Source organism: Chitinophaga sp. RAB17 (assembly GCF_052114225.1).
GTDB lineage: Bacteria > Bacteroidota > Bacteroidia > Chitinophagales > Chitinophagaceae > Chitinophaga.
Genome location: NZ_JBFREI010000001.1, coordinates 554,493 through 571,778, shown reverse-complemented (window position 1 = coordinate 571,778; position 17,286 = coordinate 554,493). Strand labels below are relative to the sequence as shown.

General features: G+C 46.8%; 12 protein-coding genes. 5 read left to right on the top strand and 7 right to left on the bottom strand.

All coding sequences use genetic code 11. The features are described 5' to 3' along the window. Positions 1–21: 21 nt before the first annotated feature. The 4 genes from AB4Z08_RS02010 to nirB form a co-directional block, all read right to left on the bottom strand. A complete protein-coding gene (locus tag AB4Z08_RS02010; protein ID WP_441572098.1) occupies positions 22–1,311 on the bottom strand; it encodes a NarK family nitrate/nitrite MFS transporter in 1,290 nt (429 codons plus the stop codon). A 17-nt stretch (positions 1,312–1,328) separates the two neighbouring features. Next, positions 1,329–2,651 (bottom strand): alginate export family protein, encoded by a 1,323-nt coding sequence (locus tag AB4Z08_RS02005; RefSeq protein WP_441572097.1) that lies wholly within the window; start codon positions 2,649–2,651, stop codon positions 1,329–1,331. Between the two features lie 81 nt (positions 2,652–2,732). Then, positions 2,733–3,116: a nitrite reductase small subunit NirD gene (gene nirD / locus AB4Z08_RS02000; protein WP_441572096.1), complete on the bottom strand. Its 384-nt coding sequence runs from the start codon at positions 3,114–3,116 to the stop codon at positions 2,733–2,735. Between the two features lie 25 nt (positions 3,117–3,141). Beyond that, on the bottom strand, positions 3,142–5,640 hold the full coding sequence (nirB, locus tag AB4Z08_RS01995) for a nitrite reductase large subunit NirB (protein WP_441572095.1): 2,499 nt from the start codon (positions 5,638–5,640) through the stop codon (positions 3,142–3,144). Between the two features lie 185 nt (positions 5,641–5,825). On the opposite strand from nirB, the gene cobA reads away from it, so the two are divergent. Both cobA and AB4Z08_RS01985 read left to right on the top strand, forming a co-directional pair. After that, positions 5,826–6,623: a uroporphyrinogen-III C-methyltransferase gene (gene cobA, locus AB4Z08_RS01990; RefSeq protein WP_441572094.1), complete on the top strand. Its 798-nt coding sequence runs from the start codon at positions 5,826–5,828 to the stop codon at positions 6,621–6,623. Further along, positions 6,598–7,290 (top strand): Crp/Fnr family transcriptional regulator, encoded by a 693-nt coding sequence (locus AB4Z08_RS01985; RefSeq protein ID WP_441572093.1) that lies wholly within the window; start codon positions 6,598–6,600, stop codon positions 7,288–7,290. The genes cobA and AB4Z08_RS01985 overlap by 26 nt, the downstream gene beginning before the upstream one ends. Positions 7,291–7,294: 4 nt before the next feature. Here AB4Z08_RS01985 and AB4Z08_RS01980 read toward each other — a convergent pair whose 3' ends face one another. Then, positions 7,295–7,963 carry a Crp/Fnr family transcriptional regulator gene (locus AB4Z08_RS01980; protein ID WP_441572092.1) on the bottom strand — a complete coding sequence of 223 codons (669 nt, stop codon included), beginning with the start codon at positions 7,961–7,963 and terminating at the stop codon, positions 7,295–7,297. A 146-nt stretch (positions 7,964–8,109) separates the two neighbouring features. Between AB4Z08_RS01980 and AB4Z08_RS01975 the strand changes: the two genes are divergently transcribed. Continuing rightward, complete coding sequence (locus tag AB4Z08_RS01975; protein WP_441572091.1) at positions 8,110–9,879, top strand: chloride channel protein; 1,770 nt, start codon at positions 8,110–8,112, stop codon at positions 9,877–9,879. Positions 9,880–10,021: 142 nt separating this feature from the next. Further along, positions 10,022–11,038: an MBL fold metallo-hydrolase gene (locus AB4Z08_RS01970; RefSeq protein ID WP_441572090.1), complete on the top strand. Its 1,017-nt coding sequence runs from the start codon at positions 10,022–10,024 to the stop codon at positions 11,036–11,038. Positions 11,039–11,141: 103 nt separating this feature from the next. Here AB4Z08_RS01970 and AB4Z08_RS01965 read toward each other — a convergent pair whose 3' ends face one another. Further along, positions 11,142–11,978 (bottom strand): class I SAM-dependent methyltransferase, encoded by an 837-nt coding sequence (locus tag AB4Z08_RS01965; RefSeq protein WP_441572089.1) that lies wholly within the window; start codon positions 11,976–11,978, stop codon positions 11,142–11,144. Between the two features lie 159 nt (positions 11,979–12,137). Between AB4Z08_RS01965 and acnA the strand changes: the two genes are divergently transcribed. Further along, entirely contained in the window at positions 12,138–14,864 is a 2,727-nt protein-coding gene (gene acnA, locus AB4Z08_RS01960) for an aconitate hydratase AcnA (RefSeq protein WP_441572088.1), read from the top strand. A gap of 76 nt (positions 14,865–14,940) precedes the next feature. On the opposite strand, the gene AB4Z08_RS01955 is transcribed toward acnA, so the two are convergent. Next, complete coding sequence (locus AB4Z08_RS01955; RefSeq protein WP_441572087.1) at positions 14,941–17,184, bottom strand: cation:proton antiporter domain-containing protein; 2,244 nt, start codon at positions 17,182–17,184, stop codon at positions 14,941–14,943. Positions 17,185–17,286 lie beyond the last annotated feature (102 nt).

Here is a 17,286-nt window from a genome sequence, read left to right as displayed (position 1 = left end):
CCGGAAGTTTTAATAGATGATTTACGATACGGCTACAGGTGTTCTTGTTGGTACTGCTTCCGCAGCGGGTTGCCGGGTAAACCTGGTCAGCATTACAATACAGGAGATGCCTATTACAATAAAGCCGATATACGTGAACGCCTGTACGTATGTGATGCTGTCTGATTTAAACAGGAAGCCGAATAACATGCCTCCCATATTACCGCCCGCGCCAACAATACCGCTGACCAACCCCGCATTTTTTTCGTTAATAAAAGGTACAATGCCGTAAGTGGCGCCATTGGCCATTTTCAGGAACAGCGCAAAACTCAGCATCGCCACAATGGCTACTACCAGCGATCCCGCCTGTGCAAATAGTAACAAGCCAATTCCTTCTGCCAACAGCATCAGGGCCAATAACCATCCTTTGCCTTTCATGCCGGACTTTGCGCCGACCCTGTCTGAAATAATGCCACCCAATGCACGGGCAAAAAGGTTCATAAAACCAAATATGCCCGCCCAGAACCCTGCGCTGCCTTGAGAAAGATGAAATGTATCCACAAAATGTAAAGACGCAACATTGTCGAAGGTGATCTCCATACCAAAACACATCCCGTAGGCCATGGTAAGTGCCCATATGCGCCAGTCGGCCAACACGGACCAATCCGTTTTAGTATTCTTTTTATGGAGGCCCAGTTCATCGAAGTTGCCGTTGGGGGTATCTTTTGTATAACGGTAATACAGATACGCTACTATCAGCATCATGACGCCGGGGACAATCATCGCATAGCGCCACGCTTCCGCTTTGGTGTAACCAAAGCCCACAATAGCGGCGAAGATGAGCGGCATCACCATGTTGGTGACACCACCGCCCAGATTGCCCCATCCGCCGGTGATGGCATTGGCAGTGCCTTTAATGGCCGGTGCAAACATCAGTGATGTATGGAACTGGGTGATAACGAATGAACCACCTATCACGCTGATGGCTAAACGAAACAATAGAAAGGAGGTGTAGTCTTTTGATAACCCCACGAGGAACACCGGTAAGGAACCGATCAACAACAGGCGTACCGCCGTTTTTCGGGGTCCCCAGGTATCACAGAGACGACCAATGATGAGCCGTGCAATGATGGTACCGGATACTGAAGCAATAATAATGTTGCCTATCTGGGATTTGCTTAAGCCCAGGTCAGTACGGATAGTGGGCATCAATGGGGCCAGACCAAACCAGCCAAAGAAACAGACAAAGAACATCAGCCACGTGATATGAAACGTGCGCATCTGTATGGTATCGAGACTAAAGATTTTTATTTTATTGAGTGGCGCGAGCATAGTAGTGATTTTACAGGTTATTTAATCAGAAATTCAGGGCGTATGTTTACAGAGAGATACGCCCAGTTGCTGTTACTGCCGGCATTTTTTATATTTTTTACCGTGGGAGAGGAGAGGGAGGCCGTATTCCAGAAGTGGCTGTAGCCAGCTTCCAGGCCAATCATTTTGGTCAGGGTATAATTGGCCGTCACATCTGCCTCTGTACCAAATTGTTTGCTCATACCTGTAATGGCGGAAGCTGCGTAAAATTCATGTACGTCTCCTGTAAATGCCCAACGGGTGCCGGGTTTCAACTTTGTTTTTACATAATAATCCTGTAATCCTTTATTGCCAAATCCACTGGCTACATAGAAATAGTCCACGTTGCCCCAGAACTTATGCGGGGTGCCATACAGCGGATCAAAATCAGGTGTGGTATAATCCACACCTGCACCTGCGCTGAACGCTTTACTTACACTGTATTGGAAAGATCCGGATAATAAACTGCCATTTACCGTTTGCCCGTTGCCGTTAGTGCCGAACTGGTGGTAGGCGGCAGCGGTATAGCTCATCCTGTTGAGTTGCTGCGTGTAAAATAAGCCGGTAGTCATTCGGGTGTAGGTACCTGTTTCCCATACTTTCGTAGCCACATGTTCTATACTGTCTGTATGGTATTTTGAAAACTGATCGGAGAGGAAGAGAAAAGACAGGTTCCCCTTCTTTAATTTCCTTGACACATATACGAACTCCAGGCTTTTATAGGCGTTGCCGCCATTGGTATTCGCAGTGTAATTACCTGCCGGCGTTGGATTGTAAACAGTACCACTGGCATTTTCTTTATTCTGGTTAAAGGCAACAGCGGTATGTAATGTCCAGTAGTTGCTTTCATATTTTAATACTGCAGCATCATGCCGCCGTCCCTGTTGCAGCCAATCGAGGTTGCCGAGCAGGCGGCTATCATCATACACCAGTTCCTGACGACCTACTTTTAGCGACAGACTTTTATTTTTTACGATGGTATCCGTCAGTAATATTTCCGCCCAGGCTTCGTGTAACATAAATCCGTTATTGTCCGGGGTGGTAGTGCGGTTAATGGTAGAAGCATCCTGTCCCCATACCCGTACATCCTGCACCGTTAGACCCAATTTGATGCGGTAGGCGCTGAAACCGGCCATGAGGCGGGTGCGCTGGGAAGTAAAGAAAGCTGGGTCGGCGCCTTGTACCTGTGGAGCGCCTTGTCCGTTACGTAGTTCGGTGCGTGTTCTTAGTTGTGCACCGAAGTTAAGTTGCGCATAGCCATACTGTGACAACAGCAGGCCGGGGAGTATCATTGATACCCTGCGGGGAAACCATTTTTTCATGTAACTTTGGTTGATTTTGAATGAGCCAATCATTTACGGATCAGAAGCCCGGTTAGCCTGCCAGCTACCGGGTTTCGTTTTTTATATTGCTGCATTTACCATTTCCACATCTGCCATTACACCGATATATACCATATCATCTATGATTTTTACCGGGTAAGTAGTGAGCGAACATTCTGTTTCGTCAGATAGGCAACGGCCGTCTTTCAGGGAGAATGTTTTTTTGTGAAAAGGGCATGCTACTTTAGGCTCATCTTTTACAGTGCCTGTCATGCCGCGGCTCAGCGCCATCTGTTGCCGGTGCGGGCAAAGGTTTTGCGTGGCATACCATTCATTTCTGCGGGCAAAATAAAACAGGGCAATCTGTTCTTCTTTATACTTTACGCATACGCCGCCATTGGTGGGTACATCTGATGTTTTACAGGCAAAGAACCAGGTGGTAGCAGTAGTGTGAATCGTAGACATAGCAGTATATTTTTGAGTAAAGAGATTATTTCCATTCTGCGGCTTTCTTCTGTGCACGCATGGTTTCGAATTTTACTGTCGGATCTTTATCGGTAGGCGCGTTGATGAAGTGAGAGAAGCGCTTGCGCAGTTCGGGATTTTCCACTACCTCTCTCCACTCGCATTTATAGTTATCTACCAGCAACTGCATTTCTGTTTCCAGCTGAGAAGCGATACCCAGACTATCATTCAGTACTACGTTGCGGAGATAGTCCATACCACCATCAAGTTTGTTCAGCCAGGTAGCCGTGCGGGTGAGCGGATCGGCTGTTTTGATATAGAACATCAGGAAGCGGTCAATGTATTGAATGCAGGTGTCGCTGTCTACATCCGCTACCAGGAGTTGTGCGTGTTGTGGCTTGGAGCCGCCGTTGCCGCATACATAGAGGTTCCATCCTTTTTCGGTGGCAATGATGCCAAAGTCTTTCGACTGTGCTTCCGCACATTCCCGGATGCAGCCGGATACAGCGGATTTGATTTTATGTGGTGCCCGTAATCCGCGGTAACGTTCTTCTATGCGGATGGCAAAGCTAACACTGTCGTGCAAACCGAACCGGCACCAGGTAGAGCCTACGCAGCTTTTTACTGTGCGTAATGCTTTGCCATATGCATGTCCGCTTTCAAATCCGGCGGCAATCAGTTCTTCCCATATATTGGGCAGGTCGCTGAGATGTGCGCCAAATAAGTCTATGCGTTGTCCTCCGGTGATTTTCGTATAGAGGTTATATTTAGTACCTATCTCTCCGATTACCACCAGTTTTTCAGGTGTAATTTCTCCACCGGGAATGCGGGGTACTACAGAATAGGTGCCTCCTTTCTGTATGTTGGCAAGGTAGCGGTCATTGGAGTCCTGTGCGGTATCATTGCCTTTGTCGAGGATCATGTCGTTCCAGAGACTGGCCAGTATAGAGGCGATGACGGGTTTGCATACTTCGCAGCCTTCACCTTCTCCGTAGTGGTCCAATACTTCATCAAAGGAACGCAGTGATTTTACCCGGATGAGGTCCAGCATTTCCTGGCGGGAATAGGCGAAGTGTTCGCATACTACGTTGCGGATGTATTTGCCCTGTGCCTTCATGGTGGCGGTGATGAGGTCTTTCACCATAGGGGCGCAGCCGCCGCAGCAGGTGCCGGCTTTCGTGCACTTCTTTACATCATCGAGTGTTTCGTGGCCATCAGTGACTGCCTGGCAGATAGTGCCTTTGCTCACGCTTTCGCAGCTGCAGATGATGGCTTCATCAGGCAGGGCCGTGACGCCGGCACCTGTATCGGCGCTGCTACGGCTGCCGCCCAGCAGTAAGTCTTCCGGATTAGCTGGCAACGTCAGTTTGTTTTTAGTCGTTTGCAGCAGCATATTATAAGCAGCAGCATCGCCAATTAAGATACCTCCCAGCAGGAACTGACCATCGGTAGTAATATTAATGCGTTTATAGGTGCCTTTGTATTTATCTTCAAATACAATGCTATGGCAGTTTTCCGGATCTGAGAAAGGATCACCGAAGCTGGCCACATCTACGCCGATGAGTTTTAATTTGGTACTCATATCAAATCCGGTGAAGGCTTTTGCTTCACCGGTGATATGTGACGCGGCTACTTCAGCCATTTCATAGCCAGGGGCTACCAGGCCATAGATCATGTTGTTGTAGAGCGCGCATTCGCCGATGGAATATATAAAGGGATCGCTGGTCTGCATTTGTTCATTGACAACAATACCGCCGCGGGGGCCGGTGGTGATATTGGCAGCTTTGGCCAGTTCATCACGGGGTTTGATGCCGGCAGATACCACCAGGATATCCGCTTCCAGGATGGTGTCATCTGCAAACTGTAAACCGGTGATGGCTTCGTTGCCCAGTATCTCGCGGGTATTTTTGCCGGTGAGTACTTTCAGGCCCAGGCTGCCGAGTTTTGTCTGAAGGATGGCAGACCCCTGTTCATCTATTTGCCTGGGCATAAGGCGGGAGGAAAACTCGATCACATGTGTATTGGAGATGCCCAGGTCCAGCAATGCCTTGGCCGCTTCCAATCCCAGCAGGCCGCCACCTATTACTGCTCCACGGGTAGCTTTCGGGGCATAGGCCTTCATCATTTCCAGGTCTTCTATGGTGCGGTAAATAAATACGCCCTTTTTATCCATGCCTGGTACTGGTGGTACGAAGGCGGCGGAGCCGGTAGCTATTACCAGGTAATCATATGTTTCCACGATGCCTTTGTGGGAGTATACGGTTTTGTTGTCGCGGTCAATTTGTTGCACCGGGTCACCCAGGTGGAGTCTGATGCCTTGTTGGCTGTACCATTCGGCGGTAGCCAGCAGGAGATCATCGACTGTTTTACCATCAAACCAGGAGGTAAGATGTACGCGATCATAGGCGGGGCGGGGTTCTTCTCCGAATACAACCATTTCAGTGGGGAGGTGGCCGGATTTGGTTATCATCTTCTCACAAAATTTATAGCCTACCATACCGTTCCCTATAACTACTATTTTCATTGGATTATATTTAAGGATCAGAAAACTTAAGTTATATTATAATTTAATTAATATAATATTATTTCGCGTTTTGGAGATGATTTTAGAGGTAGGTGTATGATGTTGGTTATAAAATTACGCGATTTTATTTTAATTTTAGGTATGAATCTGATTGAAAGTATTATATAAATTTAATTATAATGTGTATGCATGTGTCAATTCCATCTCTATCTTTAGTAGGAGCAGGGCCGGGAGATCCGGAAATGATTACCCTGAAAGCCATTAATACCATCCGTCAGGCAGATGTGATATTATATGACGCATTAGTGAATGAATCATTACTGGCATATGCGGCGCCAGGTGCCATCATCCGGTTTGTTGGAAAGCGCTATGGCTGTCATGCACTATCTCAGCAGGAAATCAACCTGCTTATTGTGGAAATGGCCAATGCCCATGGACACGTGGTACGGTTAAAGGGAGGCGATCCCTTTGTATTTGGCAGAGCTGTGGAAGAAATACAAACGGCCAGACAACACGGTATCAAAGTATCCATTATACCCGGCATATCCAGCGCCATAGCAGTACCGGCATCACAAATGATTCCGCTTACATGCAGAGGTATTGCGGAAGGCTTCTGGGTAACCACCGGTACCACCAGCTCCGGCGATATTTCCGGCGATATTGAACTGGCTGCCCGTTCCACTGCTACGGTGGTAATACTGATGGCCATGAGCAAACTGGAAGGCATCATGGAACTTTTTGCCAAACAGGGGAAAAGTGATACGCCGGTGGCTATTATACAAAACGGTACCACACCCCAACAGCAAATGGTGATTGGTACAGTGAAGGACATTGTATGGAGAGTACAGGCGGCGGGTATGGGCAATCCGGCCATTATTGTAGTAGGAGAAGTGGTGAAGCTGCACGCCATATTAGCGGATGAAACATTGCAACAATTACAAAACAGCGATATTATACATGAAGAAAGACAAAGCGGGTTGTGATGGTAAAACCTGTCTCCTTTGCAGGCTATCCATTAAGGAATGGTCGCCGGCAGTAGCTTTACACCGAAAAAACTTTATCCTCAATAAAGGCGAAATGCTGTTTAAAGAAGGTGATAAAGTAACGGGTATCTACTTCATTTATGAAGGCCGCATGAAAGTGCACAAGCACTGGGGCGCAGAAAAAGAACTGATTGTTCGTTTTGCGCAAAAGGGAGATATCGTGGGACACCGTGGCATGGGAGGAGCGGAACATCTTTACCCGGTATCTGCCACCGCGCTGGAACCGGTAAAAGTTTGTTTTATAGAGATGGATTTTTTTCAGTCATCTCTCAAAGTAAACCATGATCTGTTATATGAACTCATGCTGTTTTATGCACAGGAATTACAATCTTCCGAAAAGCATATGCGCAACCTGGCACATATGTCTGTCAAAGGCCGCATGGCCAATGCCCTGTTGCTGTTACAACAAAAATTCGGATTTAATAAAGATGGGTTTATAGATCTCTCCCTTTCCAAACAAGACCTTGCTTCCTATATTGGCGCTACCTATGAAACTACTTTCAGAATATTGAATGAACTGATAGAAGAACGACTGGTAGCAGTTTCCGGGAAGAGCTTTACAATACTGAATGAAGCTAAATTATTACGGTTAACAGAAATAGTGTGACATCTTAACCCACATACTTTTTCAACTTCTTCTCATTTAAAATATGAATGGCTTTTCCTTCTACGGCAATTAATTTCTCCTGTATAAACTCCTGCAGATTGCGATAAATAGTTTCATAGGTGGTGCCTGCAAAAGAGGCAAGATCCTGCCGGCTGATGGTAAACTGTGGATCGTTATGCAAACGGCTGATTTCAAGCAAAGCATCTGCCAGCCTGCCTTTTACATCCATATGTACGAGGTTGCGCATCTTTCTCTCTGCTTCCTGCAACTCATCCGCGTAAAATTGCATCAGCTTTAAAGTCAGATTGGGATTCACTTTCAGCGATGCTTCAAAAAAAGTAAGGTCGGTATAGCATACGGTGGTGTCTTCCAGCGCAGTAGCAGACACGGTATATAAACGTTCTCCACTGCCCAGTCCACGATGCCCGAGTATATCCCCCTTTTGCGCAAAACGAACAATCAGATCTTTGTCCTCTCCCCATTGCTTATGCACTTTCACTTTTCCTTCATAAAGGAAAAAGATGCCCTTTACAGGCTGTCCTTCCTGGAAAATGATTTCATTCTTTTTATAAAACAGGTGCTGTTTATGATCTGCTACTGCGGCAATCCACTCCGGAATGCTGAACTGGCAAAGAAAACACGTTTTTAAATCGCAGGTTCCGGCTTTTTTCATGATTGCAATAGTAATGTTTTTTTGTGTTTTTGAAAGAAAAAATAGGTTTTAATATGATTTAGATCATATTTTTGTACTGTTTTTAAGTTTTTATTGTCATTTTATATAGTATGAATCATAAAAGAGAGCAAAGGTTTGCTGGAAATATGTCACGGAGAGTGCTTTACCTCAGTATGCAGGCAGGCATCAACGCGCTGGCAATAGGTTTTGTGGCAAAAGGACTGGTGATGCTGATCAGTCTCATTACCAACCTGTCTTTTTACGGCCGGTTTTCATTTGAAGAAGCAGGACCTGCCGGTAATCACCTGGGCTGGATCGTTATATTCATCCCTATTATCGGTAGCTTGATTGTGGGGGTAATGGCACGCTTTGGCAGTAAAGCTATTCGTGGTCATGGTATTCCGGAGGCCATGGAAAATATTATTTTGAACGACAGCAAAATACCCCCGGTGATTACTTTGCTGAAACCTTTATCTGCCGCTATTTCTATTGGTACGGGCGGACCTTTTGGTGCAGAAGGTCCTATCATTGCCACCGGTGGCGCCATCGGTTCATTCACCGGGCAGGTGATTCATATTTCTGCTGCCGAAAGAAAAGTATTACTGGCGGCCGGCGCTTGTGCCGGTATGGCGGCTATCTTCGGCAGCCCGCTGGCAGCCATTTTGTTGGCCATCGAATTATTGCTGTTTGAATTTTCGCCCCGCGCGGTGATACCGGTAGCCATCGGTTGTATTGTGGGCGCAGGTATGCATATCGGTTTATTCGACAGTCATCCCGTGTTTGCAATGCCGGATATTCCGGCGGTATCAGATATCGCGCTGCTGACCTATGTGCTCATGGGGGCGCTGGTAGGCGTAATAGCAGCCTATGTATCAAAGTCCGTTTATTTTGTGGAAGACATGTTTGAAAAACTCCCCATTCACTGGATGTGGTGGCCTGCACTGGGCGCGGTAGTAGTGGGCGTAGTGGGTTATTTTGCCCCACATACCATGGGTGTAGGATATGATAATATCAAAACCCTGTTGACCGGTAACGTACCACTGGCACTGGTAATATCGCTTTGTGTACTCAAGTATATTTCATGGGTAATATCCCTGGGTAGTGGCACCTCTGGTGGTACGCTGGCACCCTTATTCACGATTGGTGGGGCTTTGGGCGCTTTGCTGGGCATAGTGGTACTGAAATTATTTCCCGGCAGCGACATCAACATTGCCACTGCTGCACTGATAGGAATGGCTGCTATGTTTGCAGGAGCTTCCCGCGCATTGCTGACTGCCATTGTGTTTTCACTGGAAACAACCGGGCAGCCACATGGCTTGCTCCCATTGATTGGCGCCTGTACAGCTGCTTATTTCGTATCCTTTTTCCTTATGAAAGGAAGTATCATGACCGAAAAGATCCGGAGAAGAGGTGTTACCGCACCGGATGAATATACGCCGGACATCCTGCAGCTCATCAATGTAGCAGCGGTTGTTTCAACGTCCCCGGTAAACTTGCGTAGCAATATGACAGTGGCACAGGCATACAGCCTGTTGCAGGAACACAGCAGCCCTTATTATTATCAGTACCTGCCAGTAACGGATGAGGAGGGACATTTTAAAGGATATCTCAACAGGACCTGTTTATCGGCGTCCAATACATCTCCTATAAATGAAAACCTGGCAGCAGCGGCGCCGTATGTGTATGGCTCCGATGATATTAACCTGGTCACGGAATTATTCGATAGCTATCCCCCGGATATACTGGCCGTGCTGGATGCAAATAAAAAAGTAACAGGGATGGTAACGGCAGATGCGGTATTGAGGGCTTATGGCGAACGCCGTAAAGCAGATGGCAGGTATCATTCTGCTTTTTACGGCAATACCCGCCTGTTGCGGTTGATGGCCAGGGGTAAAAGACTGCTGGCACGTTCATGATTTTTTTGTTTTCGAGATAGGTTGGATGCAGGGCTGCTCTTAGTGGGCAGCTCTTTTATTTTAAGTACTTTTAAAATATATCCTGTCGTTGTCCGTCTACTGTATAAGACGTTTTTAACAAAACACTTCTTAACTTTAATACATGCAGCGAAAATCATCTTCTATAAAGGAAAGAATAAAGCATTCGCAGAATTTCCGGGATGGCGTATTTCAGAATTTATCGCTCACGCCCATGAAGCCGGATGATGTTACTTATTACCAGATGCTGAAAGAAACTTTTCAGCGTCCGGCAGACGTAAGACCACCGGCACCACTGACTCCCGTAAAAACAAATCTGAAAACATTGTATTCAGAGAAGCCGGTGATCGTATGGTTCGGGCATTCTTCCTATCTCATTCATGTAAAAGGTTTCAATATACTGGTAGACCCGGTGTTTAGTGGCAGCGCTTCCCCTATGTCTTTTATGATCAAGGCTTTCCCGGGCGCAGATGCTTACACACCTGCTGATATGCCGGAAATAGATCTCATGATTATTACACATAATCACTATGATCATCTTGATAAAAAAACACTGGCACTGTTAAAACCACATACCAAAAGGATTTTCACTTCACTGGGCGTTGGCAGGGATCTGCAATCCTGCCTGGTACAGGAAAATAATATTACAGAAATGGACTGGTGGGAAACACAGGAGATTGCAAAAGATATTACTATAACGGCAACGCCTGCACGACATTTCTCCGGCCGCGGATTAAAAAGAGGAGGGAGTCTCTGGTCATCCTTTGTATTGCAGATATTCGGATACCAGCTTTTTATTGGCGGAGATTCCGGATATGATACCCACTTCAAAGCCATCGGTGATAAATTTGGTCCTTTTGACCTGGCAATATTGGAATGCGGACAGTATAACGACAACTGGCCATTTATACACATGAAACCTGAAGAAACGGTGCAGGCGGCCATTGACCTGCAGGCCAAAGTATTGCTGCCGGTACACTGGGCTAAATTTGCCCTCGCCAACCATCCCTGGAATGAATCGGCCAAACGGGTGACCGCCAGCGGAGTACAAAGAGGCATGACTGTTACCACCCCAAGAATAGGAGAGCCGGTAATAGTAGGGGAACACTACCCACAGGAACACTGGTGGCAGAGCATTTAGCCATTAGCTTTTAGCTTTTAGGCAATGCAGCGAAGATAAATATATGATGGTCTCCGCTGCATTGCCTAAAAGATAAAAGCTAAAAGCTAATGGCTAAAAGCTATCATAAACTAAAGCTCAGCATTTCTATAATGCCTTCGCCGGGAGAGTGGAATATTTTATTGCTCCCGGTGATTTTTCTTTCTGTTACACACATGGGTTCCAGGTTTTCCAGTGTGGCATCCAGCTGATAAATAATGCCGGCCATGTCGGCATGACTGTTAATATTTAAACGGGTGTTAACAAATGTTTCCAACATCCGTATCACCCCCTGGTGATGCTGCAAAAATGCAGGAGGTACCTCTTCTTCCGATAAAGAATAATCCAGCATCACGAGGTTCTTTCTATCAGCTGTTTTAAAAAGTTTCATGGTGTTGATAAAGGCATCATTGCTGACGTAATGAATCAGGCCTTCAAAAACAATAATGGCAGGCATTTCTTGCTGGTAGCCATTTTCCAACAATTTATTCCATAGTAATACGGTATCCGTTACGTCACATTTTGATAAGCGGATCATTGATTCTTCGGGAATAATCGTGGTGTAGAGCTGTTGTTTTTCGGCTATATATCCATTATCTACTTCTATAATCCTGCTGACTTGTTCCCGGTAATTTTCCAGGAGATATAAAGAAAGTGGGTCCAGGCCTGCGCCCAGCAGGATCACCTGTTGCCCCGGCAACCGGGAAATCCTTTCCTGCAGCATGGCGCGGATACTTTGTTTGCGTAAGCAAATAGCATCTATTACATGGGGGAAATGCCGTTTCAGGTCATAAAAAAGACGGCTGGTTTCACTGAAATCGATGGACTCAATATAACGTTGTTGTAAAGGTGTTGTATAGAGTTGCATGGTTGCCTCCAGCACAAGGCGGGAAGTCGAGGGGACTTTTAATTGTTGCGGCATTTTGAGGGGTATTTGTGATAAAGCTAGGAAGTGCCGGTGCGTGGGTATTGCAGGGTTATTTTAATATTAAAACGGCATAAAAGGTTCATAATTAGCTATATTGTATAAACAAAACCTTTGAGTCATTGTTTCCTTAATGTTGTCAACTAATCATTTATTATGGAGCCTCGTATCGCGTCACTCAGCAAGCTGGAAAAGGAAGGAAGACAGATTTCCCGTCTGCCTTTTTCCATCAGGATCTTATTAGAAAATGTATTACGGAATCACGATAACTTTGCCATTACGGATGAACACCTGGAAACGTTGGTGAACTGGGACCCCGCGGGTACAGACAAAGAAATACCTTTTAAGCCGGCCCGGGTGCTGATGCAGGATTTTACCGGTGTAGCGGCGGTGGTGGACATTGCCTCCATTCGTGCGGAAGTGATCCGCAAAGGGAAAGAAGGTGCTAAAATTAATCCGGCTATCCCGGTAGACCTGGTCGTAGATCACTCGGTGCAGGTAGACTTCTTCGGCACTGATTATTCCTATACAAAAAATGTGGCCTATGAATATGAGCGCAACAAAGAGCGGTATCAGCTGCTTAAATGGGCGCAACAGGCTTTCGATAATTTTACCGTAGTGCCTCCGGGCATGGGTATTTGTCACCAGGTAAACCTGGAATACCTGGCCAAAGGTGTTATTAACCGCGATGGATGGCTGTTTCCCGATACCCTGGTTGGAACAGATTCTCATACACCTATGGTGAATGGGATTGGGGTATTAGGTTGGGGTGTAGGTGGTATAGAAGCGGAAGCCGCTATACTGGGACAACCCATTTACTTTTCCTGTCCGCAGGTGATCGGATTAAAGCTCACCGGCCGCCTAACGGAAGGCGTAACAGCTACAGATATGGTACTTGCCATCACGCAACTGCTGCGTAAATACGGGGTGGTGGACAAATTTGTGGAAGTCTTTGGCGATGGACTCGATCATTTGTCAGTGCCGGACAGGGCTACTATTTCCAATATGTCGCCGGAATTTGGTTGCACCGTCACCTATTTCCCGATTGATCATCAAACGTTGCAGTATATGCACCGCACCAATCGTCCACCTGAACAAATAGCGCAGGTGGAAGCTTATTGCCGGGAGAATATGTTGTGGCGGCATGGCAATGAAGAGATCACTTATACGGATATACTGGAAGTAGACCTGAATGGCATACAGTCTGCTGTAGCAGGCCCTAAGCGCCCACAGGACCGTATCCTGGTAAGAGATCTGCACAATGAATTTGAGAGCCTGCTGAATAAGGAATTCAAACGCATGTATACACCGGAAGGAAAGCGCCGGGATACGGCCTGGTTGTCTGAAGGTGGTTCGGGTACCGCATTCACCTATGAAATTCAGAAATCTTCCGAAGAAGTGGCGGTAGAAGTGGACTATCTTAAATCCGTCCGCATTAAATTAAAGAATGAAGAATATGTGCTGAGTGATGGCGCTATTACCATTGCGGCGATCACCAGCTGTACCAATACTTCCAACCCCAGCGTTATGATAGGAGCAGGACTGGTAGCTAAGAAGGCCATTAGCCGTGGATTGTATGTAAAGCCCTGGGTAAAGACCAGCCTGGCACCCGGCTCCAGGGTGGTGACCGAATACCTGAAACGTGCTGGTCTGTTAACGGAACTGGAAGCATTGCGTTTTCATATAGTAGGCTATGGCTGTACTTCGTGTATTGGTAACAGTGGTCCTTTGCCGCCGGCCATTGCAGAAGCCGTGGATAAAGGCAACCTGGTGGTAGCCTCTGTACTATCAGGCAACCGTAACTTTGAAGCCCGGGTACATCCGCAGGTGAAAATGAACTTCCTGGCATCGCCGTTGCTGGTGGTCGCCTACGCCATCGCCGGACGGATAGATGTGGATATGCTCACAGCTCCGCTGGGGTATGATCCTAACGGGGAGCCGGTATATCTCCGCGATATCTGGCCTACGCAGGAAGAAATTAATGAAGCCGTAGCCGCCGCGGTGAAACAGGAAGATTTTGAAAATATATATAAAGTCATTTTTGATGGAGATGACCAATGGCGTGGGCTGCTGGCACCTTCCGGAAAAGATTATCACTGGAGCAACGACTCTACCTATATCCGGGAAGCGCCGTTTTTTAACGGGCTGCCGGAAGATCCTGCGCCGCTGGAAGATATAAAAGATGCCCGCGTATTGCTGAAGCTGGGTGATTCGGTAACCACCGATCATATTTCTCCTGCCGGTTCATTCAAGGCAGATACCCCTGCCGGGAAGTACCTGCTGGACCATGGCATCGATCCCCGTTTATTTAACTCCTATGGTTCCCGCAGGGGAAATCATGAGGTGATGATACGGGGAACTTTTGCCAATGTGCGTATTAAAAATGAATTATCGCCTAAAGAAGGCGGATTTACCACGGTGATCCCTTCCGGCATGGTGATGCCTGTTTATGATGCCGCAGCGCAATATGCGGCCAATAAGGTGCCATTAATCATACTGGCTGGTAAGGAGTATGGCAGTGGATCGTCCCGCGACTGGGCCGCCAAGGGGACCAATCTCCTGGGTGTTAAAGCGGTCATCGCGGAAAGTTATGAACGTATTCACCGCAGCAACCTGGTAGGCATGGGTGTTTTGCCCCTGCAATACATGGAGGGTGAAAACGCTGCCTCACTACAGTTGTCAGGTACAGAGGCATACACTATCAGCGGAGTATCCACCGATCTCACTCCGGGTAAAATACTAACGGTAAGGGCTATCCCTGCATCGGGAGATCCGGTTGAGTTTAAAGTGAAGTGCAAGCTGAACTCATTGATAGAAATAGAATATTATCGTCATGGCGGTATCCTGCAGTATGTGCTGAGAGCATTTCTGCAAAAGGCCTGAGTGCATATCTTCTTACAAATAAAAAATGCAGCGGATGTTTTCTCCGCTGCATTTTTTATTTGTAAGAAGAATATTATTACGCGTTACTCCGTGAAAATTCCATGATCTTTTTCCGGTTACCTACCAGCCATACCACATCTTCCCATTCAAACACGGTTTCAGAGGCAGGGTTCAGTATTTTTTCGCCACCGCGGGCAATGCCTACTACCAGGGCTTTGGTTTTTTCCCGGATACCGGAATCGCGGATGCTTTGTCCTTTGAGACCGTTGTGTTCATCTACCACCAGGCTGGTTAAGCCAATATTTTCATCTGCCACATCATCACTCCGGTGAACATTCAGGGTATTTACCACGCGGTTGAATTCTTCCAGCTGCGCCTCTGTGCCGATAGCGGTGAGGATATCATGCGGAAATAATTTTTCATCACGGGTAGGAGCGTAAATAGTCACATTGCCTCTTTTGATAGCGCCTACGTTGATACCATATTTTTCGCGCAGCTGCAGGTCTATGAGAGGTTTGTCCACCAGGCTTGACCAGGGATCTATTTCTATTTCGGATACCTGCGCATCCCAGGGCAGCAGGTCTGCCGCCGCTGTTTTATGTGCTGCCGCATCTGCATTTTCACGTGCATTCAGATTCGCCAGGAAGCGGCGTTCAATACGGTTATAATATTTCTGTAGTTGTGAACGCAGTACCAGCAACACACAGGCCAATACTATGGCGGTGCCCAGCAATGCCTGCCAGAAAGGAAAGTATCGGTTTACCAGGAAACCCACCAACAGTACCGCCACTATGTTACGCACTACTTCCACCACCACCAGCGGACCATGATTATATTTCGAATCCAGCCACAGCGCCTTGTAGGAGATGCTGGAGATTTTTTGAACCATCAGCGCCCAGATAAATGGCGACATCATCGCAATACCGATGACTACACAAAGTAATCTTGCGCTGAACGTGTTGTTCAGATACTTTATCACAAAAGGTCCGATGTAATAGGTATTCAGGAGGATGATAGCCAGCATGATAACGCTGTTCAGCACAATTACTTTTACGTAACTGCGTAATACAATGCGCCAGTCGCTTTCCGCCTGTAAGGTTTGTGAACTGGCACTATAGCGGTTCAGGGCATTTAACCAGCGTGCAGGAATAATTTTTTCCAGCCAGTTGTATAACGGCACGGAAAACTTAATCATGTAAGGTGTGGTAAAGGTGGTAATGGCGGAAACACCTACTGCCACCGGGAAAAGGAACTCACTGGTCACGCCCAGGGTAACACCCAGTGTGGCAATGATGAAGGCAAATTCGCCTACCTGCGCCATACTCATACCTACCTGCACGGCCTGTTTCAGCGGCTGTCCGGACAATAGCGCGCCAATGGTAGTGCTGAGAAATTTACCGGTTAATGTTAATAAGGTTATCCACAACACCGGCCATTTATATTCAACAATCATTTCCGGGTTAATGAGCATGCCCACAGACACAAAAAAGATAGCGCCGAATAAATCTTTTACCGGTTGTATCAGGTGTTCTACTTTTTCGGAAGAAGTAGTTTCTGCGATGATAGAACCCATGATAAACGCACCCAGTTCTGCAGAGAAACCAACTTTGGTGGCCAGTATCACCATGCCCAAACAGAGGGCTATACTCAGGATCAGCAGGGTTTCACTGTTCATGTACTTTTCCATTTTCCGGAGCGCCGTAGGTAACAGGAAGATGCCGGCGAGAAACCAGATGGCCAGGAAGAACATCAGTTTGGCGATGGTAAATAACATCTCCGTGCCTTCAAACTCCCGGCTCACGGCCATGGTGGATAGTAACACCATCATGAGGATGACCACAATATCTTCTATCACCAATACGCCGAATACGATTTTGGTAAAGGACTTTTTCTTGATACCTAATTCTTCAAATGCACGGATAATGATGGTAGTAGAGGAACTGGCGAGTAAGCCGCCGAGAAAAAGACTGTCCATAAAACTCCAGCCCATGAGTTGCCCGGTGAAATAACCGGCAACCGTGATACAGGCTATTTCTACAAATGCGGTGATGGTGGCGGTGCCTCCTACGCGCATGAGTTTTTTGAAACTGAATTCCAGTCCCAATGAAAATAAAAGGAATATTACGCCGATCTCGGACCATGTTTTTATTCCCGTAGCATCTGCGATGGTAGGAAATAAATGAAAGTTCGGACCCACTAAAAATCCCGCAATGATATACCCTAGCACCATCGGCTGTTTCAGCCTTCTGAATAGTAAAGTAATAACGCCCGCCGCTCCTAATATTAATGCCAGGTCAATGATCAATGATGGTAGATGCATACAGTAAATATCGATTTAAGGTTCGTGTGTTGTACATTTATGGCAATGAAAAATCACCGCACATATGTGTCAGATGCCAGTTTCCGGATCTATGAATATCGC

What these genes read in the sequence shown, in the direction of transcription:
- AB4Z08_RS02010 (WP_441572098.1), bottom strand. Translation starts at nt 1,311, where the DNA reads ATGCTCGCGCCACTCAATAAAATAAAAATCTTTAGTCTCGATACCATA.
- AB4Z08_RS02005 (WP_441572097.1), bottom strand. Translation starts at nt 2,651, where the DNA reads ATGAAAAAATGGTTTCCCCGCAGGGTATCAATGATACTCCCCGGCCTG.
- nirD (WP_441572096.1), bottom strand. Translation starts at nt 3,116, where the DNA reads ATGTCTACGATTCACACTACTGCTACCACCTGGTTCTTTGCCTGTAAA.
- nirB (WP_441572095.1), bottom strand. Translation starts at nt 5,640, where the DNA reads ATGAAAATAGTAGTTATAGGGAACGGTATGGTAGGCTATAAATTTTGT.
- cobA (WP_441572094.1), top strand. Translation starts at nt 5,826, where the DNA reads ATGCATGTGTCAATTCCATCTCTATCTTTAGTAGGAGCAGGGCCGGGA.
- AB4Z08_RS01985 (WP_441572093.1), top strand. Translation starts at nt 6,598, where the DNA reads ATGAAGAAAGACAAAGCGGGTTGTGATGGTAAAACCTGTCTCCTTTGC.
- AB4Z08_RS01980 (WP_441572092.1), bottom strand. Translation starts at nt 7,963, where the DNA reads ATGAAAAAAGCCGGAACCTGCGATTTAAAAACGTGTTTTCTTTGCCAG.
- AB4Z08_RS01975 (WP_441572091.1), top strand. Translation starts at nt 8,110, where the DNA reads ATGTCACGGAGAGTGCTTTACCTCAGTATGCAGGCAGGCATCAACGCG.
- AB4Z08_RS01970 (WP_441572090.1), top strand. Translation starts at nt 10,022, where the DNA reads ATGCAGCGAAAATCATCTTCTATAAAGGAAAGAATAAAGCATTCGCAG.
- AB4Z08_RS01965 (WP_441572089.1), bottom strand. Translation starts at nt 11,978, where the DNA reads ATGCCGCAACAATTAAAAGTCCCCTCGACTTCCCGCCTTGTGCTGGAG.
- acnA (WP_441572088.1), top strand. Translation starts at nt 12,138, where the DNA reads ATGGAGCCTCGTATCGCGTCACTCAGCAAGCTGGAAAAGGAAGGAAGA.
- AB4Z08_RS01955 (WP_441572087.1), bottom strand. Translation starts at nt 17,184, where the DNA reads ATGCATCTACCATCATTGATCATTGACCTGGCATTAATATTAGGAGCG.